Origin of the sequence: Actinoplanes sp. NPDC026670, from assembly GCF_040638175.1 — a bacterium.
Taxonomy (GTDB): Bacteria; Actinomycetota; Actinomycetes; order Mycobacteriales; family Micromonosporaceae; genus Actinoplanes.
This window is the reverse complement of the sequence record NZ_JBEZXU010000064.1, coordinates 46,316-65,899: the sequence shown is the minus strand read 5'-3', so window position 1 is coordinate 65,899 and position 19,584 is coordinate 46,316. Positions and strand designations below refer to the sequence as shown.

Annotated in this window: 17 protein-coding genes and 1 pseudogene; 9 read left to right on the top strand and 9 right to left on the bottom strand. The window is 70.2% G+C overall.

What is annotated here, in order from left to right; genetic code table 11:
• Positions 1-299: 299 nt before the first annotated feature.
• The 5 genes from AB0E94_RS41350 to AB0E94_RS41330 all read right to left on the bottom strand — a co-directional run bounded on the left by AB0E94_RS41350 (position 300) and on the right by AB0E94_RS41330 (position 8,290).
• A complete protein-coding gene (locus AB0E94_RS41350) occupies positions 300-3,020 on the bottom strand; it encodes a poly(A) polymerase (protein WP_360338045.1) in 2,721 nt (906 codons plus the stop codon).
• Between the two features lie 39 nt (positions 3,021-3,059).
• The gene (locus AB0E94_RS41345; RefSeq protein ID WP_360338042.1) at positions 3,060-3,383 is read right to left on the bottom strand and encodes an STAS domain-containing protein; all 324 of its coding nucleotides are present in this window, start codon (positions 3,381-3,383) and stop codon (positions 3,060-3,062) included.
• A 293-nt stretch (positions 3,384-3,676) separates the two neighbouring features.
• The gene (locus AB0E94_RS41340) at positions 3,677-4,474 is read right to left on the bottom strand and encodes a GNAT family N-acetyltransferase (RefSeq protein WP_360338039.1); all 798 of its coding nucleotides are present in this window, start codon (positions 4,472-4,474) and stop codon (positions 3,677-3,679) included.
• Positions 4,475-4,593: 119 nt separating this feature from the next.
• Positions 4,594-7,548, bottom strand: coding sequence for a family 16 glycoside hydrolase (locus AB0E94_RS41335; RefSeq protein ID WP_360338036.1), 2,955 nt, complete (start codon positions 7,546-7,548; stop codon positions 4,594-4,596).
• Between the two features lie 118 nt (positions 7,549-7,666).
• On the bottom strand, positions 7,667-8,290 hold the full coding sequence (locus AB0E94_RS41330; protein ID WP_360338033.1) for a TetR/AcrR family transcriptional regulator C-terminal domain-containing protein: 624 nt from the start codon (positions 8,288-8,290) through the stop codon (positions 7,667-7,669).
• Positions 8,291-8,360: 70 nt separating this feature from the next.
• Between AB0E94_RS41330 and AB0E94_RS41325 the strand changes: the two genes are divergently transcribed.
• Entirely contained in the window at positions 8,361-8,549 is a 189-nt protein-coding gene (locus tag AB0E94_RS41325; RefSeq protein ID WP_360338030.1) for a hypothetical protein, read from the top strand.
• Positions 8,549-9,499, top strand: coding sequence for a zinc-binding alcohol dehydrogenase family protein (locus AB0E94_RS41320; protein ID WP_360338027.1), 951 nt, complete (start codon positions 8,549-8,551; stop codon positions 9,497-9,499). The genes AB0E94_RS41325 and AB0E94_RS41320 overlap by 1 nt, the downstream gene beginning before the upstream one ends.
• Positions 9,500-9,515: 16 nt before the next feature.
• Here AB0E94_RS41320 and AB0E94_RS41315 read toward each other — a convergent pair whose 3' ends face one another.
• Complete coding sequence (locus AB0E94_RS41315) at positions 9,516-10,277, bottom strand: alpha/beta hydrolase (protein WP_360338024.1); 762 nt, start codon at positions 10,275-10,277, stop codon at positions 9,516-9,518.
• A gap of 64 nt (positions 10,278-10,341) precedes the next feature.
• On the opposite strand from AB0E94_RS41315, the gene AB0E94_RS41310 reads away from it, so the two are divergent.
• Both AB0E94_RS41310 and AB0E94_RS41305 read left to right on the top strand, forming a co-directional pair.
• Positions 10,342-11,136 carry a hypothetical protein gene (locus AB0E94_RS41310; RefSeq protein WP_360338021.1) on the top strand — a complete coding sequence of 265 codons (795 nt, stop codon included), beginning with the start codon at positions 10,342-10,344 and terminating at the stop codon, positions 11,134-11,136.
• A 21-nt stretch (positions 11,137-11,157) separates the two neighbouring features.
• Entirely contained in the window at positions 11,158-11,805 is a 648-nt protein-coding gene (locus tag AB0E94_RS41305; protein WP_360338018.1) for a hypothetical protein, read from the top strand.
• On the opposite strand, the gene AB0E94_RS41300 is transcribed toward AB0E94_RS41305, so the two are convergent.
• Entirely contained in the window at positions 11,786-13,009 is a 1,224-nt protein-coding gene (locus tag AB0E94_RS41300; protein WP_360338015.1) for a transposase, read from the bottom strand. The two genes, AB0E94_RS41305 and AB0E94_RS41300, sit on opposite strands and share 20 nt — an antisense overlap.
• A 16-nt stretch (positions 13,010-13,025) precedes the next feature.
• Between AB0E94_RS41300 and tnpA the strand changes: the two are divergent.
• The 3 genes and pseudogenes from tnpA (at position 13,026) to AB0E94_RS41285 (ending at position 14,552) form a co-directional block, all read left to right on the top strand.
• A pseudogene (gene tnpA, locus AB0E94_RS41295) lies at positions 13,026-13,446 on the top strand (IS200/IS605 family transposase).
• A 108-nt stretch (positions 13,447-13,554) separates the two neighbouring features.
• A complete protein-coding gene (locus AB0E94_RS41290) occupies positions 13,555-14,001 on the top strand; it encodes a nuclear transport factor 2 family protein (protein ID WP_360338012.1) in 447 nt (148 codons plus the stop codon).
• The gene (locus AB0E94_RS41285; protein WP_360338009.1) at positions 13,998-14,552 is read left to right on the top strand and encodes a hypothetical protein; all 555 of its coding nucleotides are present in this window, start codon (positions 13,998-14,000) and stop codon (positions 14,550-14,552) included. Before AB0E94_RS41290 ends, AB0E94_RS41285 begins: the two co-directional genes overlap by 4 nt.
• On the opposite strand, the gene AB0E94_RS41280 is transcribed toward AB0E94_RS41285, so the two are convergent.
• The gene (locus AB0E94_RS41280) at positions 14,539-14,979 is read right to left on the bottom strand and encodes a hypothetical protein (RefSeq protein WP_360338006.1); all 441 of its coding nucleotides are present in this window, start codon (positions 14,977-14,979) and stop codon (positions 14,539-14,541) included. The two genes, AB0E94_RS41285 and AB0E94_RS41280, sit on opposite strands and share 14 nt — an antisense overlap.
• Positions 14,980-15,087: 108 nt before the next feature.
• Here AB0E94_RS41280 and AB0E94_RS41275 point away from each other — a divergent pair, with 108 nt between their 5' ends.
• Positions 15,088-15,870 (top strand): glycosyltransferase family 2 protein, encoded by a 783-nt coding sequence (locus AB0E94_RS41275; protein WP_360338003.1) that lies wholly within the window; start codon positions 15,088-15,090, stop codon positions 15,868-15,870.
• A gap of 123 nt (positions 15,871-15,993) precedes the next feature.
• Positions 15,994-17,637, top strand: coding sequence for a GGDEF domain-containing protein (locus AB0E94_RS41270; RefSeq protein WP_360338000.1), 1,644 nt, complete (start codon positions 15,994-15,996; stop codon positions 17,635-17,637).
• Here the strand turns inward: AB0E94_RS41270 and AB0E94_RS41265 are convergent.
• The gene (locus AB0E94_RS41265) at positions 17,531-19,474 is read right to left on the bottom strand and encodes an MMPL family transporter (RefSeq protein WP_360337997.1); all 1,944 of its coding nucleotides are present in this window, start codon (positions 19,472-19,474) and stop codon (positions 17,531-17,533) included. The genes AB0E94_RS41270 and AB0E94_RS41265 overlap by 107 nt on opposite strands.
• Positions 19,475-19,584 lie beyond the last annotated feature (110 nt).

Genomic DNA, 19,584 nt, shown 5'->3' with positions numbered 1-19,584 from the left:
CGCTCTCGGGGTCCCGTTCCCGGTGGTCAGCCTCGCCCGCCCCCGCTAGCCGTCGCTGACGGCGGTTATGGGGTGCCGTTTCCCGCGGTGAGCGACGGCTGAGCCCGCGGGCCGTCGCTCACCGCGGTTATGGGGTGCGGTTTCCCGCGGTGAGCGACGGCTGAGGCCGCTAGCCGTCGCTGACGGCGGTTGTGGGGTGCGGTTTCCCGTGGTGGGCGACGGCTGAGCTCGCGAGCCGTCGCTGGGCGCGGTTATGGGGTGCGGTTTCCCGCGGTGAGCGACGGCTGGCGGTCGGGGGTTCAGCGCAACGTCGGCACTGCGCCGCCGTCGACGTGGGTGGCGTGGACTCCCGGCAGCTTGGCGAGCCAGTCGGACAGGATCGTGGACAGGGCGGCGGCGGTGGGCGGACGGCGGCCGAGGCCGACGGCATACTCGCGCAGCCCAGGGCCGGTGGTGAACGGTCGCGGCCATGCGTGTGCGCCCTCGACACCTGACGACTCCAGCGCGGTCAGCAACGCCCGCACCCGGCCACGGAACCGGCCGACGGTCTCCTCGAACGGTTCGCCGGGCACGGGCTGCACCGAAAGCACCGCCCACGCCCGGTGCCGCCGGTGCGGTGGGGTAGCCGGCCGGCCCTCCCACGACTGGTACAGCTCTTCGGTGAGCAGGTCACGCAGGTCCGCGCTGACCTGACCGGAGCAACTGCGGATCGGGGCCGAGGGAGTCAGAATCGTCATCGGGTACGCCCCCACGGGCGCCGAGCCGGTGAGAGTGACCGGAGAGGCCCAGTCCCACGCCGCCCAGGTGGCGAAGAACTGCCGCAGCAACTCGGCCGGCGGCAGGTCACCGGAGTCCACCGCGGTCCGGGCGGCCAGCACCACCCACGCCAGCCCGGGCAGCCCGCCGAACGGCGCCGAATCCAGTCCCCGCGCCCGAGCCCACGCCTTCACCTCGCGAGCCAGCCCGACGAAGCCGGGTGCGGAGGCGGTCGCGGCGAGGACGGCCTCGGCGTCGGAGACGGCACTCAGCGCGATCGCCGACGGCTCGTCCAGTTCGGCGCGCCGAACGACAGCCGAGGCCACCGGCAGTCCACCGGAACCGACGGTGACCAGGTCGACCGCGAGCCCGCCACCGGACAGCCGCAGGCCGGGCACGCGGGCGCCGATCACCGGCCGCACCGACCAGGCCGGCCCGACCGCGCCGGACACCCGCCGCCGCAGATCATCGACGTCGGCCGAGCCGGGGAGAACGGCCACCAGGTCCAGGTCGGCGCCGGGCAGCTCACATCCGAGCCGCCGCGACCCGGCCAGGTGCACGACCGCCTCGGGCAGGGCCGCCCGCAAGACGCCGAGCAACCCGCCTGCAGCGGGACCGTCCGCCTCGGGAGCCGGGGGCGGGTCGGGGAGCCAGCGCAGCTCGCCGGTGCCCAGCAGCAGCTCCGCGCGGGGCTGCATCGGCTCGGAGCCCCGGCGGGACAGCAGGATCAGCCGGTCCACCCGGGCGGCCGCCGGAGCGAGACGGGTGGTGACCGGCCCGGTGGCGCGGCCGAGCGTCAGGTGGGGCGTGTACCCCTCGGCACGCCCGCGGCACTGCGGGAACCGGCGTTGCAGCGCCCGGTGCAGGGCCGCCCACGGTTCCGGGCGCTCGGCGGCCGGGTCGAGCCAGATCGTCGAGTCGTCACGGTGCGCGAATGTCCGTACCCCCGAAAGGTTTGCCTCGAACGGGGAGACCTCGGCCGCCGCGGCCGCCAGATGGGGCGCGGCGTCCTCGAAATCGGCTTCCGGAAGGAAGCCGAAAAGCACGTTGACGTGCGGCGGCCACCTGTCGAACTGCGGATCGAGCGTCCGCCGGACGTCCTGGAGCGGCGGCCACAGACGCCGGGGAGGCAGCCACGCGAGCGCCGTCCGGGCCGTCGGCCGCGCGTCGGAGGCCGCGGCCGCACCGGCCGCCAATTCGGCGATCACCCCGAAATGATCAGAGGCAAAAAGATCATCCTGGGGTACGTGACCCGCCAGCCCCGCATTCACCACGGCGAGTTCCGCGCCCCGCAGCAGGATCCGGTCGAGCCGTGCGGCCCGGCCGGTCAGCGAACCGACGGCCGCGAGCGGGTTCCGGACCGGGTCGAAGGTGGCCGTCCGGTCGTCCGGCCCGTGCACCTCCACCCAGGCGTCGCGCAGCCCGAGCCGCCGGGCCGGCAGGTCCCCGCCGTCGTTGACGTCACCGACGACCACCACCGGCACGTCCAGCCCGGCCAGCCCACCGGCGAGGTCGGCGAGTTCGATGTCGCGCCGCCCCGGCCCGTCGGCGGAGTGATCGCTGGTCAGGTGAACGGTGGCCACCACCACCGGCCCGTCCACAGTGATCGCGGTGACCTGCTTGTACGGCCCGAGCACATGCCGCCCCGACTCCAGCACCGGAATCCGGCTGAGCAGCAGCACGCCGCTGTCGTCGACATCCCGGCCGGCCGGGTCCGTGCACAGCGTGTAGTGGTTGCGCACCCAGTCGGCGGCGAGCAGAAGCTCCAGCAGCGGCCGCTCCACCTCCTGGAGGGCGATCACGTCGGCGTCGGCCCGTTCGAGTTCGTCGACCAGCAGCGGCCGCCGCCGGGCGGTGTCGATCAGGTCGGCGTCGTAGCGGTCCCACAGCGTGTTCCAGGTGAGCACCCGTAGGCCGGTGACGGGAGCTGCGGAAACCGGTTCGGCCGGCGCCCAGCGGTCGAGTTTCCAGGCGTGCGGGGTGCGGGCGGTGAAGAACGGCGCGCTCAGCCGCCGCTGCACCCGGACCTGCCCGGCGGCCGACGAGCCGATCAGGTCGACACCGGTGGCCCGGTCCCACACCCGTTCACCGTCGGCTTCGATGTACACCACCCGATGCCACGGAATGTCACCACCGGGCACGAACGCGGGCAGCGGCACCCGTTTGGCCTCGGCCCCGCGCACGTCGACGCCGAACACGAACCGGGCCGGGTCGAGCCGGGGATCCCAGCGCACCCGGTGATAGATCTCCTCACTGGTACGCATCGCCGAACCGTAACGTGCGGCTTCGCTGCCCGCACCCGGTTAATCCAGCCCGAACACCTCGGCGAGCCCGGTCACCTGGATCGCCTTGAGCACCGGCGACGAGGGGTTGATCAGGGTGACCGTGACTCCGGCGGCCGCCGCCGCGTTGCGGACACTGACCAGGGCGCCCAGCGCGTACGAGTCGATCAGCTCCACCGCGGAGACGTCGATCTGTAGAAACCGGTAGGTGGACGCCTGCGCCGCCGCCGCAAGGTTGTCACGAACCTCGTCGGCGTCGGCCAGGTCCAGTTCGCCGGCCAGCGCGGCACGCAGGGTGACGCCATCGCTGCCGGTCTCGTACATGATCAAAGCGCTGCCGGACATACCCCGACCGTATCGGTGATCCACAACCCGCGCCCGCCGGGGCCCAACCGTCAAGACCGCGAGCCGTCGCCCAGCGCTGGAATGCGGGCGGTTTGACCGTGCTGAGCGACGGCCGGGACGGTGGGCCGTCGCTCAGCGCTGGAATGCGGGCGGGTTTACCGTGCTCAGCGACGGCCGAGACCGCCAGCCGTCGCCCAGCGCTGGAATGCGGGCGGTTTGACCGTGCTCAGCGACGGCTGAGGGTGTTGCGGGGCGGCAGCGTCGATCAGCGCACGCATCGGCTGCCGTTCGAGTCAGGCGTCTGAGGCCGGCGGCGTCCACTGGTAGTGCACCGATGTGGTGATCTCGTGGAAGCCGCAGCGTCGCAGGATGGGGGCGCTGTCCGGGGACGCGTCGACGTGCAGCAGCCGGTATCCGTGGTCGGCTGCCTCCCGGGCGCGGACCGCGATCATCGCCCGGTAGAGGCCCCGGCCCTGCCATTCCGGGAGAGTGGTTCCGCCGAGCAGGGCGACGAACTCGGTGCCCGGCTGGTAGATCATCCAGGCGGTGCAGGCGAGCCGGTCACCGGCTTCGGCGACGAAGATCGCGATCTGCCCGGGGTCGGCGGCGATCCGGCTGGCGAGCACGTCGGTGAGCCAGGAACAGTCGAATCCCCACACCTCGGTCTGCTGGTCCGCGATGCGGCGCAGGTCGTCGGGGTCGGTGGTGCGGCGGAGCACGACGCCGTCGGGCAGGACCGGTTCGGCGGCGGCGTGGTCGGCGAAACCGATCAGCACAGTTGACGACCGCTCGGGTACGAATCCGGCCGCGGTCAGCCGTTCCGGAAGGTCGGCGGGCAGGTCGTGTGTCCGGTACTTCCATTCGACGGCCTGGCCGCGGGCCTGGAAGTAGTCACGCTGGCGGGCGATCAGCCGGTTCAGTTCGGAGCCGGTGACGCCGACGTCGCGGGGTGCCCGGAGGTGACCCATGTCCGGGGCGGCGATCCGCAGCAGCGGCCCGTCGTGTTCGTGGGTGGTGCCGGGTGGGACGGCGCCGCCCGGCATACGCATGCGTTTGTCGTAGGCGTCCAGCAGCGCTGCGGTGTCGACCATGGTCCACATGGTGCCACCGGCGGGCTGGGCACGCGGGGTCCGGCGGGCCGGGCATGCGGGCCCCGGCGGGCTGGACATGCGGGCCCCGGCGGGAGTGCCGCCGGGGCCCGGGCCGGCCGTCAGGCGGCCGGTTCGATCCAGATGTTGCGGTACTGCACCTTGTTGCCGTGGTCCTGGAGCCGGATGGCGCCGGTGGCCGGGCCTTCCGGGATGTTGCCGCCGGTGCCGTTCGGGATCTCGACGTTGCTGTGCACGGTCCGCCCGTTCCAGACGACGGTGATCCGGGCGTTCTCCGTCTTGGCCCCGCCGGCGCCGTAGCGGGCGGCGCGGAACGTGATGTCGTACGTCTGCCAGGTCTCCGGCGCCGTGGCCGCGTTGACGTCCGGCGCCTTGACCGTGTAGATCGCCCCGGCCTCGTTGTTGGCCAGAGTGGTGTCGCCGAACGAGTCGAGGATCTGCAACTCGTAGCGTTCCTGCTGGTAGACGCCACTGTTGCCACGGTTCTGCCCGGTCACGTCGTCGGGCAGCAGCGGCACCTTGAACTCGACGTGCAGCTTGTAGTCGCCGTACGCGTCCTTGGTCCGCAGGTCACCGCAGCAGACCTCGGTGGCGCCGCCGGCGATCAGCGGCCACTGGGCGCGGCGGCCGTCGGTGTGCAGCCAGTTGTCGAGGTCCTTGCCGTCGAAGAGGGTGATCCGCCGGCCGGGTTCGCGGACGCTGATCAGGTCGAGGTTGACGTGCCCGGTGTCCAGGGCGTCCACCCGGTAGGTGATGGTGTTGGCCCCCTTGCGCAGCTGGACGGTGTCGGTGACGGTCGCCCACTCCTCCCAGGTCACGGTGCTGGGCAGCGACACCTGTTTGATCTTGCGGCCGTTGACGTGCAGGCTGACCGTCTTGGTGCCGCTGAACGGGTTGGGCCCGTTGGAGTAGCGCAGCCCGACCGTGTGGTCGCCGCTGCGGTCCGCGTCGACGTGGATCGTGGTGGAGGCGTTGAGGCTGCCGAACCCGGCGGCGAACCCGATGCCGGAGAACCCGCGGTGGTCGGTGGCCAGGCCGGCCGCGCCCTCCCGGTAACCCTCCTCGGCCTCGTAGTAGACCGGCTGCGGCTGTTTACCGGGCAGCTCGTTCATGGTGTACCAGGCCTCGGTGCTCCACAGTGTCTCGCCGTCCCGGCTGGCGAACGGGCGCGGCGAGCGCAGGTGCACGATCCGGTCGCGGCGCAGGCCGGGCACGGTCAGGGTGACCGTCTTCCGGTCGGCGGAGACCTTGGCCGCGGTCACGGTCAGGGTCTGGGTGTCGACCTGGGGGCCGCCGTACTGCGCGGTCGCCGCATACCGCCACTGCTCCAGCTGGTACGCCGTGGGCAGCTTGGCGACGGTCGCGTCGGACAGCGGCTCGGTGTACTCGATCTTGAACCCGTCCGCGGTGGCCTTCATCGTCTTCATGTCGAAGACCGTGGTGCCGTTCGGCGTGAGCTTCTGCAGGCCGAACCGGAGTTTGCCGTCCTGCCCCCAGTTGCCGTCGGCGCCGAGCCCGCCGACGTAGATCGACCCGTCCGGCCCGATCGACACCCGGTTGACGCCCGCTTCCAGGCCTTGCGTGTGCCGGAATACCGCGCCCTGCTCGACGCCGTCGACCGTCTCGACCGCCGCGCGTTGCAGGCCACCGTAGGTGACGTCACCGATCAGGAACTGGCCACGGTACGGGCCGGAGTCCAGCAGCACCGGCGTGCTGGGCGAGTTGCCGATCTGGTTCTGCGGCAGCCACAGCACCGGGCGGCTCACCGGCTGCGCGTCGTACGTACCGTCGGGATTGGTGTAATGGTTGTAGAAGCCGTTGTCCTTGATCTTGATCAGTTTCGACGAGGGCAGCCAGCCGCCCTGGTTGTCGGTGACGTAGATCGAGCCGTCCGGGCCCCAGCCGATGCCGTTCGGGGTGCGCAGGCCGCCCGCGACCGTGGTGACCTGGCCGGTCCGGCGGTTGACGACGATGTGCGTGCCGCGCCCGCCGACCGGCTGCGGGTCGGTGGTGGCGCCGCCGAGGTTGATCGACACCGACAGGTTCAGGTAGAAGTTGCCGTTGCGGTAGAGCAGGCCGAACGCGAACTCGTGGAAGTTGCCGCCGAACGGCCAGACCGCGACCGTGCGCCGGCTGTCGAGCACCTGGTCGCCATCGGTGTCACGCAACTCGGTCAGCTCGTGTTTCTGCGACACGTAGACCAGGCCGTCGACCACGGCGACGCCCATCGGCTCCTTGAGCCCGCTCGCGATCTCCTGGTACGTGACGCTGCCCGGCCCGGTCTTGCCGGTCAAGTTGGAGACCAGGTAGACCTTGCCCTCGACTTTGTCGGTGCCGCCCCAGGTGGTGATCACCATCTTCTTGTCGGGCCGCCAGGCGATGCCGGTGACCTGCGGTTCGAAGCCCGGCGGGCGCAGGTCGGTGAGCGTGTAGCCGGGGTTGACCGAGGTCAGCGGCAACCCGTCACCGGGGGTGTCGGTGCCGGAGACGCACTCCTTGCGGCCCGGCGCGGTCACCCGGACGACGCCGGCGTCGGTGCTCAGCGCACTGGTCGGCACGATGGTGAAGTCGCCGGAGCCCGGGGGCCGCCAGGCCAGCCGCAGTTCCTGGCCGCCGTCCCGCTCGAAGTGCTCGACCCGCAGCGGGTGCAGGCCGGCGGCCAGGTCGATGGTGCCGTCCTTGGGCACGTTGCCGTGCAGTCCGTCGTGGTCGATGACGAGCTGGTCGCCGATCCACAGTTTCGAGCCGTCGTCGCTGGTCAGCCGGAACGTGTAGGTGCCGGCCGCGGTCGTGGTGAGGTTGGCGATCGCGTGGGTGACGAAGTTGGACTGCAATCCGAACTGCTCGTCGGTCGACCAGTCGATCGTGGGCATCAGTTTGTCCACGTTCGGCGTCTGCCCAGGTTTGAGCTCGCAGACCCGGTTGAGCGGCGCCCCGATGTCGTAGGTCCGGAGCGTCACCCCCGGCTCCTGCGCCGGTGGATCGACGGCGAACGCGGGTGTCGGCACGACTATGGCTGCGGAAATCAGAAGGGTGGCCACGGACAGACGTCTCATCTGCGCTCCCGAGTTACGGGTGTGCTTCCAGGTTGTGAACATCCTGGAGGAGTTCTATTAGGACGTCCAGATCTTTCAGCGATCAAAGGCCAAACTTTTTGATGTACGGACCAAAAGTTCAGCCGACTTTGGCCGCGGCGCCCGCGATCACCACGTCGAGGCAGTCCTGGAACAGGTCGTCGACGGTGTGGCCGGCCTGGAAGTAGTCGGTGATGGCGGCGATCGACGTCGGGTGCCGCTCAGTGAAGGCGTCCAGGTCGAAACCCTTCAGCGCCTCCACATCGGGCCGTGGGGCCTGCTCCTCGAGGACGTGACCGACCGTGAACCGCTCGACGGTCAGCACGATCACCCGCGCCTGCCGCAGCGGGACACCACGGGCCACCAGCGAGCTCATCGCCAGCTCCGAGATCGCCGACATGGTGACCGACAGCTGCGCGGCCGAGACGACCCGCGCGCCGTCCGGATGGGCGAGCAGGGCCCGGCGCAGCCGCCCGGCCAGCCCGCTCAGCCACTCCGGCCAGGGCTGATCCGGCGCGGGCGGCGTCAGATCGCCGAACTCCTGGCCGAGGATCGCGTCGGCGATCGCGGTGACCAGCGCCGCCTTGTTCGGCACATGCCAGTAGAGCGTCGGCGACTGCACACCGAGCCGTGCCGCGAGTTTGCGGGTGGTCACCCCGTCCAGCCCCTCGGCGTCGAGCAGAGCGACGGCCTCGGCCACGATCCGCTGTCGATCCAGCGCCAATTCGGGCACCTCCCGCCGCCACTCTATCAGTGCTAGATTCCCTCTATCACTGATAGAGAGAGGCGCTGGAATGACGAACCTGCTGCACCGGCTCACCCACCGCATCCCCGGAGTCCCCGCCCACACCGCCCACACCGCCCAGCCGCCCAGCCACCCTTCTCTGCCGAACCGGCGGCACCATCACGCACACACCCGACCGCCCCGGTTCCTGCCGTCCTGGCAGCGCCGGATCGCCGCGCTCTTCAGCCGGGAGAGTTGATGAAGGCGGCGGTGCTGCACGAGATCGGCGGCGTTCCCCGCTACGAGGACTTCCCCGACCCGGTGGCCGGCGACGGCGAGACGCTGATCGACGTGCAGGCGGTCGCGGTGGAAACCGTCGACAAGCGCTTCGCGGACGGCACGCACTACGCGAGCGGGCGGTTCACCGCACAGCTGCCGGTGATCGCTGCCTTCGACGGCATCGGCACGCTGCCGGACGGCACCCTCGTCGGGTTCGCCAACCCGCGGCTGCCCTACGGCGCCCTCGCCGAGAAGACCGTCGTGCCCGAAGGCTCGTACGTGCCCGTTCCGGACGGCATCGACCCGGTGATCGCGACCGTGCTCGGCACCGCGATCACCGGCATGTCGATCCGGACGGCCGCCGGGTTCACCCCGGGCGAGACCGTGCTGGTGCAGGGTGCCACCGGCGTCGCCGGGCAGCTCGCGGTCAAGGTGGCCCGGCTGCTCGGCGCCGGGCGGATCGTCGCGACCGGCCGCGACGACGCCCGGCTGCGCGCGCTCGGCGCCGACGCGGTGATCAACACGGCCGTCCCGGACGATGCGCTGGCACAGGCGTACCTCGACGCGAGAGGCGACGGATACGACGTCGTGCTGGACTTCCTGTGGGGCCGGCCCACCGAGATCCTGCTGCGGGCGTTGGTCCCGAAGGCCTTCGCGTTCCCGAAACCGACCAGGCTGATCCAGGTCGGCGAGTCCGCCGGCGCCACGCTGACCATCGCCGCAGAGAGCCTGCGCACCTCCGGCGTCGAGATCTGCGGCGCGGCCAAAGGCCTCGATCAAAAGACGATGCCCGAGGTGTACGGCCAAGTGGTCACGTGGACACGATCCGGCGAACTGACCTTCGACGTGCTCAAGGTCCCGCTCAGCGACATCGAGACCGCCTGGCAGCGCACCGACCTCGGAGGCCGCCGGCTCGTCGTAGTGCCCTGACCGGCGACGCCGATTCTCAACGAGATGTAGCGCCTCCGGTGAGGCGATCCAGTAGCGGGAGGCAGCGGGCTGGGCTCTGGACGTGGGCGTTGTGCCCCAGCCCCGGCAGGGTGACCACCCGGACGCCGAACTGTTTCAGCTGGTCGTCGGTGTTCATCTGGTCGTCTTCGCCGCGGGCCAGGCACACCGGAGTGTTCGAGTGCTCCAGCAGCGCGGCCATGTCCGGTGCGCCCACCCCGAACGCGCCCGGGTCGAGAGCCAGGCGCCAGCGGCCGGCCTCTTCGCGTACCCCCGAGGTAGCCATCGGCGAATCGGCGGTGACCAGACCGGCCAACCCGGACACCCGCAGATGCCGCTCGATGGCCTGCTCGCGGGTGTCGAACCATGCCACCGGCCGCTGCGCCAGCGCCGCCGCCCGGTCCAGATCGTCGGCGGACCAGGTGACCTTGACGCCCAGCCCGACGACCGCGGTCACCGGCGCCTGGGCAGCCAGCGCCAACGCGACCACCCCGCCGAGTGAGTGGCCGAGCACGACCGGCCGATCCTGCGGCGTCAGGATTGGGAGCAGCGCCGTGGCCAGGGCGTCGAAGGTGTACTCCGGCAGTGGTGGCGAACCGCCGTGACCTGGCAGGTCGGGCGCGAGCCAGCGGCCCGGCCAGTGCCGGCTGAGCAGACCGGGCCAGCCGGCCCAGAACTCGCCCGTCGCGCCGAGCCCGTGCAGCAACAGCAGCAGCGGCTCACCCTCGCCGCCGCCGTGGACCCGCAGATCCGTACCCATGCCCGCAGTCTGCCACCGGCCCTCGGTCCCTGGGCTGTCGCCCGGAACAGCGCATACTTGAGGCGTGGTCATACAGGTTGTGCAGGCGGATCCGGGTCGGTGCCCGGCGTCCAGCGGGTTCCTGCTGGCCTGGGCCGAGAACGCGCTGCGTGGGGATCTCGCCGGGATCGACCCGGGGACATACGAGATCTTCGGTCAGGGCTCGCGGGTCAACGGCACCCATCTCGACCACACCGCCGACATCGATCTGGTTCTGATGCTCAGACAACCGCTGCGGTACGGCTGGGAGCAGTTCCGCGACGACGTCCTCGCCGAGCTGGGGGAGTCGCATCTGGTCCGGATGGGGCGGCGCTGCCTCAATGTCGACGATCCTGATTCGCTGTTCGGTGAGATGGTCGACGTGCTGGTCGCCACCGAGTTCAGGTGGTTTCCGGTGCCCGGCGACAGTCACTACGAGCAGGGCGTCTTCTTCCGCGATCAGGAGGGGCGGCCGATCGTCAACTTCCCGAAGCAGCACCGGCGCAACGGCGACGCCAAGGATCTGCGCACCGGTGGCCGTTTCAAACAGGCGGTCCGGGCGGCCAAGCGGGCACGGCGGGAGCACCTGGTGGAGGTCGGGGACGTTCCTCCGTACCTCATCGAATGTCTGTTGTTCAATGTCCCCGACCGGGTCTATATCGCCGGGGTGGCGGATCACCAGGACGCCGTCGCGTGGCTGCGGCGTGCCCTCCGTGACGATCCGGCGGCGTTCGCCGCGCTGCCCTGCCAGAACGGCATCAACCGGATCTTCGGTCCGGGCCCCGATCAATGGGCGCCGGGCGCGGCTGCGAGAATCATCGACGTCCTTCAGCAGATCTGACGTCGGGGCGGTGCTCGCGGTATGGGTTGGACGGTCGCGCAGACCACCGCGGTGCTCGTGCCGGTCATCGCGATCGTCGGGGCGGTGCTCACGGCGCTGCTGACGTATGCGCTCAACCAGCGTTCGGCCCGCCGGGAGCGGCGGGCGCGGGCGTTCGGTGAGGCGCTCAGCGTGATCGAGGACTATGCCGAGATGCCGTACCGGATCCGGCGCCGCACCGGCACCGCGGAGGCCCGCCACCAGCTCACCGAGGAGGTGAGCCGGATCTATTCGCGGCTCGCGTTCCATCAGGCGCTGCTGGATATCGAGGCGCCCAAGGTCGCGGCCGCCTACCGGTTGCTGACCAACGAGGCGAAAGCCGAGGTCGGCGAGCAGATGAAGGCGGCCTGGCAGAAACCGCTGCGCACCACCGACGCCGAGATGAACCTGGAGAACCACTACGACCGCGACCGGGTCGACGCGGCCCGCGACCGTTGCGTGGCCACCATGCGGGCGGCCCTGGGCCGGGGCGACTTCCCGCCGGTGCCGAAACGGAGGCCAGTCGCAGGGGATCGCCTCGATCGCGGCCAGCTGCCGTCCGCCCCACCGGCCGGGCGGCAGCCCGACGGTAGGGTTCTGTCGATGGATTCCGACGGGGAGGAAACGTCAGTTAACGATCCCCACGGATGAATCCGGGGGATTTTCCTCCGGGGCGAGGCCCTGGATTTCCAGCTCGGACCGCATGTGACCAGTCCTCCCGGAAGGAGGCGATCTGATGTCTTACGTCGTCGGCACTGGCACGGTCGCGTTCAGCCGTGGCGAGGATCGTCCTCGCGGCGTTGAGGTCACGGTCTGCGGTGTATCCGCAGGCCGTGCACTCGAAAATCCGTACGCCCAGTCCGAGGCGGAGATTGGTTCTCTCGCCGCACCCGGAGCAGGTCATCGTGGTGTAGGCGGGCGGTACCGGCACCACCTTCCGGCCCGCCCGCAGACCACTGTCGATCAGTTCTCGTTTGCAGGCGCCGATGGCGGCGTCGGCCGCTTTGCGGGCCATGTTCCTGCTCTTTGCCAGGAACTTCGGTTTGAAGTCCTCGACGGCGATCAGGCTGTGGTGGGTCACTACGGTCTTGGCCCAGACGCGGGCGTCGTGGGTGTTCTGCCGGGCCGCTTTCTTCGCGATCCGGGCGGCCTGCCGCTTCGCGGTCAGATAGCCCTTCGACTGCGGCTGGCCCTGGGGCCGGCGGCGGCGGGCCATCTTGCGCTGGGCCTTGGCCAACTCGGCGGCGCACCGGCGGCGGTGGCCGAGGTGCGGCAGGTCGAAGGCCGGATCGGTGGTGGTGGCGGTGGTCTTCACACCCCAGTCCACGCCGATGCCGGGCAGGTCCGGGGCCGAAATCTCGGCCTGTTCGCGTTTGACGACGAACGAGGCGTACCAGTGGCCGAGGCTGTCGCGGTAGACCCGGACAGACGATGGGCCGGAGGGCAGTTCCCGGGACCAGACGACCGGGACGAACACCTTGCCCGGCAGCCGCAGCCGGCCGCCGACCAGCTTGAACCCGTTACGGGTGTACTCCAGCGACGGCAGAGCGTCCTTGAGCCGTTTCACCTTCGGCCGGCCCCGGCCCTTGACCTTGAACGAGTCGTTCAAGGCTGCACCGTAGGTCCGCAGCATCTGCTGCTGGGCGTTCTGCGAACCATCACGCAGCCAGGCGTTCACCGACCGGGCCTCGGTCAGCAGCTTCGACAGCTTCCCGAACGTCGGCTTGCGGCCGGTCCTCTGCTGGTGGACGGCTTCGTTCCACAGCCACCGGCAGCGCGACCACTCGGACAGCAGCGCGGCCTCCGCGATCCGGCCGGGCCGCAGCCGGTAGGTGTAACGCACCGTCTCGTCCACATAGGACAGCATACAAATCGAAGCCACATGCGCTGCCACGGCAGACGAGACCAGATCGAACAACAACCTCGTATACCGCTGCACCCATCACGTCGTCTGGTGCCCGAAATACCGCGGAAGGCCATCACCGCAGACGTCGACACCCGGCTCAAACAGATCATCCGCGAGGTCTGCGACGAACGGAACGCACCTATCACCGAGCTCGAGACCATGCCCGACCACGTGCAGCTGCAGGTCACCTGCGACCCCCCCCAATACGGCATCCACCGCCTGGTCAAGCAGATCAAGAGCGGTTTCCCGCGGCTCATCCGGCAGCAGTTCCCCGAGGTCCGCACCCGTATTCCGACTCTGCGGACCAACAGCTACCTCATCGCCACCGCCGCGGCACAACCCTGGAGATCGTGAAGAAACATGTCGAGAACCAGCGCAACGCCTGACCAGACACCCACCCGCCTCGACGGCGGACGGGCTATCCCTGACCTGCTCCGCAGGAAATCCGATTCCTCCCCACGGCTAAAGCCGGGGGTTTCCACGGAGGCCTCTCGATGAGCAGCCCACGTGAGGTGTTCCTGCGGTTGGTGAACGGTGTGTGCGACGGCCCGTTCGAGGACCTGGCCGACCTGTACGCCGAACAGACCCACGTCTCGCACCCGTTCCACCCGCTCAGCCCGCCGCCGCTGCGCTCCCGCGCTGAGCTGCACGAACACTTCACGTCACCGCCGCCGGTCCCGCGCACCCTGACCCGCAAACCGGTCGACGTGACGGTCCACGAGACCACCGATCCGGAGGTGATCGTCGCCGAGTTCGCCTACGAGGGCCGGGTCGAGGAGACCGGGGAGACGTTCCGGACCCCGTGCGTCTTCGTCATGCGGATCCGCGACGGCAAGATCATCGAGTCCCGCGACTACATCGACCCGATCGCCAGCGCCCGCGCCTGGGGCCGGCTCGACGACCTGCTGACCGCCCTGCGCCCACAGGCCGGCGCCGCGTGAGGTTCGTGCTGCGGAACGGCCACCAGTCGCCGTTGAAGATCATCACCGACCAGGCAGGCGTACGCCGGACGATGGCCCCCGGCCAGGAACTGGTCATCGAATGGCGGTGGGACGGCTTCGCTGATCTGACGTGCGGTGCGGGACGCCTCGAGCTGTCGGTGCCGCCCGGCGGAAGCATCACCGTGACCGAGCCGGATCCCGCCATCGTCAACGAGCTCTGGAACAGTGCGCCGGACCCGGGCGACGAGGTGCGGGAGTTCTGGGTCCACAACGCCACAGGCGAACCGTTCAGCACCTTCTGGGAACCCTGGTGCGGCGAAGGAGCCATCCCCGCGCACACCGGCCCGATGCGGGTCGAGTGGACCGCGAGTTCCAAGGGCTCGGGCATGATCTACGAACCGGGTCTGCTCGTGATCTGGGACACGAGAGGCAGTTGCCGTGCCTGGGAGCCGTCCGGCACAGAGATCTTCACCGGCGGGATGATCCCGTGCGACCCCGAAGGCGCCCACGCCCCACAACCCGTGCCGGGCTGGCCGGTCAGCCGATGTTGAGCAGCAGCAACTCGTCGTCGGTCAGGGCTGTGATGGTCTTGGTCAGCAGGGTGAGCGTGTCTTCCATCGCGTAGCGGGACTCCTCGTCGTCGAGTCCCAGGTCGTCGAGCAGGTCCGTGGGCTCGTAGGCGGCCGGGTCCAAGCGGGCCAGGAGGGCTTTCGCCTCGGTGGTGATCAGGATGGTGTAGTCGAGGTCCGCGTTGATCGCCACGGCCTCCTCGTGCAGGCGCGGGCTGGCCAGGTCGACGTCCGCCGCCTCCAGGCCGTCCAGGACGTTCATCATCACGTAGCCGGACCAGCCGTACTCCTCGGTGGGCTCTCTGCCCAGCTCCTGGAGTGTTTCCCAGGCGCTCTGCGAACCGGCGGCGCTGACGATCGCCGGCAGGTCGCTGATCTTGACGATGTACAGCGAAGCGATGGACGACATCGGTGGAGCGTATCGCCCAGCCCAGCGTCGGAGAGCGGAAAGATTCCTTGCGCGGGTCCTGAGAGCTGCTTGAGGTTGCGTTGAGGGTGCGTTCCGATCTGTGGGGGCATGAACGCCACCGCAGTCGCCGCCCCCGCCGCCGCCACCGTCGCCCGTCAGGGTGGCATCGAGTTGAGTGTGGTCGTGCCGTTCTTCAACCCGGGTCCGGTGGTGCGTCGCACGGTCGAGCAGTTGGTGGCCTGCCTGACCGAGGCTGGTGTGGCGTTCGAGGTGATCGCGGTGTCGGACGGTTCGACCGACGGTTCGGCGGCGCTGCTGGCGGGCATGGCGAACGTGACGGTGCTCGACAACCCGGTCAACCAGGGCAAGGGCGCGGCGCTGCACCAGGGTTTCGCCGCGGCGAACGGGGCGTGGATCGGGTTCATCGACGCCGACGGTGACATCGACCCGCAGCACCTGGTCGACTACCTGCTGATCGCCCGGGAGGGCAACCACGCGGTGGTGTACGCCGACAAGCGGCACGCCGGGTCGGTCTCCGGCGCGAGCCGGGCCCGTAAGGTCATCTCGGTGTCGTACTCGACGCTGGTCACCACGATGTTCGGCCTGGCGGTGCGGGACACCCAGACCGGCTGCAAGATCATCCGCCGGGATGTGCTGGCCGAGGTGCTGCCCCGGCTGCGTGAGCGTCGCTTCGCGTTCGACCTGGAGCTGTTCGTGGCGACCAAGGCCGCCGGGATCACCGATGTCAAGGGTGCCCCGGTGCGGCTGGAGACCCGGGTCGCCGGTTCGACGGTCACCACGAAGAGCATCATCCGCACGGTCCGCGACACGTTCACCATCTACGGCCGCCGCCGCGCCAACCACTACGCCACCTACGCCCTCGCCGCCTGACCAGCTCCCGCTGCCTGAAGCACCGAACCGCCTGAAGCACCGAACCGCCGAACCGGCGAGCCGCCTGACCAGCAACTGACCAAGGCATTGCGCAGATCCACAACCCGACTAGTGTCGGCTGTCGTGGATGGACTATCGGGGCGGCTGGCGGAGGCGATTCGAGGGCTGGAGGCCTCCTTCGTGATCGATCCGGCGGCTGCGCTGCGGTATGCCGCCGAGGCGGAGGAGACCGGCCGGGCCACCGGCGACGTCGAGCTCGAACTGCGTGGTCAGGCGCTCGCCGCCGATGCTCTGCTGCGGCAGGCCGAGACCACCGGCGACGCCACCCGGATCCTGCGGACCGTCGAGTTCCGGGCGGCCGAACACGATCTTCCACTGCTTCAGGCCCGCGCCCACCGGCTGCTGTCCCGGGTGGCCGCGAACATGGGCGACTACGCCGGCCAGCTCGACCACGCGCTGCGCGGCTTCGAGCTGCTCCCGGCCACGGCCGGACCCCGGATCCGGGTCATGCACCTGATGGCCCTGGCCGAGGCGCTGTATCGGACCCGCTCCATCGAGGCTGCGATCGGCCGGTACCAGGAGGCCGAGCAGGTGGCGCTGGCGGCCGAGGACACCCAGTTCTGCTCGTACGTACTCAATGATCTGGCTTATGCCCTTTTCGCCGCGGGCCGTGCCGAGCCGGCCGAGACGGTGATGAACCGGCTGCTCGCCCTGTTGGAGGGGGACGGTCAGGAGCCGATTCCGCCGATGCTGGACACGCTGGCCCGGATCCAGCTCGCCGTGGGCCGCACCCAGGAGGCGGTGGTCACCGCCAAGAAGCTGATGACCTGCGAGTTCGATCCGGAGTATCCGGACGCCGAGGCCGAGGCGGTGCTCACTCTGGCTGCCGCCTACCACCAGGCCGGCGAGCTGGCCGAGGCGCAGGCCGTCCTGGATCGGGCGCGGGAGCTGGCCGAGTCTCCGGCGCTCGCCCGGTTCCGGGCCAACGTGCTGCGTGAACAGGCCGAGCTGTACTCGACGGTGGGTGACTTTCAGGGGGCGTTCCGTACCTACAAGGCGTTCCATGAGGCGAGTGAGGAGCTGAGTTCGCGGGAGCGGGAGGCGCAGGCCCGGATCCGGCAGGCGGCGTTCGAGACCGCCGAGGCCCGGCGCGACGCGGAGAGTTTCCGGGAGCAGTCGCTGCGCGATCCGCTCACCGGGCTGCGCAATCGGCGGTACGTGGACGCGCGGCTCCCGTCCCTGCTGACCGGCGGCACCGACGCGCGGCCGGTGACCGTCGCGATCGTGGACGCCGACCACTTCAAGGCGATCAACGACAACTGCTCGCACGACATCGGTGACCAGGTGCTGATCGTCCTGGCCGGGCTGGTCGGGCAGTCGGTGCCGGAGCAGGGTGGTGAGGTCGGCGGGTTCACGGCCCGGCTCGGCGGGGAGGAGTTCCTGGTGGTGATCGCCGGCATGGCACGGGACGAGGCACTCGCCCGGGTCGAGGCGTTGCGGGTGGCCGTACAGAATCATTCCTGGCATCTGCTCACCGGCGACCTGCCGGTGACGGTGAGTATCGGTGTCGCCTATGGCCGTCACCCGGACCGTTACGCCGACGTCTTGGGCGTCGCCGACCGTAACCTGTACGCCGCCAAGCGGGCCGGCCGCAACCGGGTCAGAACCAGCGCCGGTGCAGCCGCCGCAGTGGGTTCGGCGCCCACCAGTTCCAGTCGCCGAGCAGGTTCATCACCGCCGGGAGAAGCAGGCCGCGGACGACAGTGACGTCGAGCAGCAGCGCCACGGTCATCGCGAAACCGATCTCCTTGACCGCGATCAGGTCGCCGAGCAGGAAACCGAGGAACACCACGCCGATGCAGAGGGCGGCGGCGGTGACCACCGGGCCGGATTTCACGATCCCGGCGTGTACGTCCTTCTCCTCCCGGATCCGGGCGAGCAGGAAGACCTCGTAGTCCATCGACAGCCCGAAGATGAACACGAACAGCAACACGGGTGTGGTGACGTCGATGGCGCCCCACGATTGGAAACCGAGCAGCGAGTCACCGGCACCCCATTGGAAGACCACGATGAGCACACCGAGCGTGGCGAGCAGGGTGAGGGCGTTCATCAGCAGCGCCTTGACCGGGATGATCATCGAGCCGGTCAGCACGAACAGCAGCACCGTGGTGGACAGCACGACGATCAGCAGCGCGATCGGGAAGCGGGCGGCCACCGAGTCGCGGTAGTCGACGAGTTCGGCCGCGTCACCACCGACGTGCGCCGGGAACGACGGGTTCAGCGCGCGGATGGCCCGGACGACGTCGTGGGCGGCCGCGTTCTCCGGCGTGACGTCGACGATGGTCGTCTCGTCGGGGCGCGGCGCCACCCGTACCACATGGTCAAGGGTGTTGATCCTGTTGAGGTAGTCCCTGACCTCGGCGGCGGCCGGGTCGGCGTCGATGACCACCTCGATCGGGCCGGCCTGGCCGCCGCTGAAGTCGCGCTGCACGACCTCGTGCAGCCGGCGGGCCTCGAACGAGGCGGGCAGGGCGCGGGCGTCGGAGTTCTGCAGGTTCGCCGCGAACAGGAACGGCAGGGAGAGCGCGAGCAGGCCGGCCGTGACGGCGAACGCGATCGGGCCCGGCCGGTTCTGCGCGAGGACGGCCAGCCGGGCGAGCAGGCCGGAACGGGCCGCCCGGGGCTCCGGGATGCGGCGGTGGGCGACGGCGATCAGCGCCGGCACCAGCGTCAGCCCGGCCGCGGTGGCCAGCAGCACCGCGAGCGCGCCGCCGAGCGCCATCGCGCCGAGCAGCGGTTCGGCGAAGACGGTCAGGCCGGCCATCGTCGCGGCCACGGCCAGACCGGAGATCAGCACGGTACGGCCGGCGGTCGCCCTGGTCCGGGCCAGCAGCTCGCCGATCGGCGCGCCGGGGTCGGTGGCCCGCTCCTCACGGAACCGGGCCACCATCAGCAGCGCGTAGTCGACGGCGAGACCGATGCCGAGCAGCGTGACCACGTTGACGGTGAACTGGCTGACGCCGGTGAGCAGGGTCAGCCCGTACAGGCCGAGCAGGGTCACCGAGACCGTCGCGAGCGCGGCGGCCAGTGGGATCAGGCCGGCCACGATGCCGCCGAGGATCAGCGCCAGCAGGACCGCGAGGACGACGATCGCGACCGATTCGCCGAGGGCGGCGTCGGCGATCGCCTGGTCGGCGAAGGCGCGTTCGGCGAGGGTCGGCCCGCTGACCAGCACCTCGGGCGCGTCGATGCGGTGCAGCGCGTCGGCGATGGTGTCCTCGAGTTGTTCGCGACGGTCGTCGGGCAGGCCCGGGTCGAGTTCGACGCGGATCATCGTGCTGCGGTTGTCGGCGCCGATCCGGCCGCCGGGGGAGCCGTACAGGTCCTCGACGTCGGCGACGCCGTCCAGGGCGCGGATCCCGTTGGTGATCGCGGTGACGTCGGCGACCAGTGCCGGGTCGTACACGTCGCGGCCGCCGACGACGGCGATGACCGTCGGCGTCTCGTCGGCGCGCAGGCTGTCGTCAGTGGTGAGTCTGTCGAACACCTGACCGCCGAGAAAAAGCCCGGCGATGACCATTACCAGCCACACGGCCAACCTCATCCGGAAATGCAAGCACAAACCGGGTCTCTAGATCGACATCCATCCTCCGGACGTACGACCAGGTCTACCCGGTCGGACGTCGGTCCCGTCGGCCGGCATCTATTTAGGAT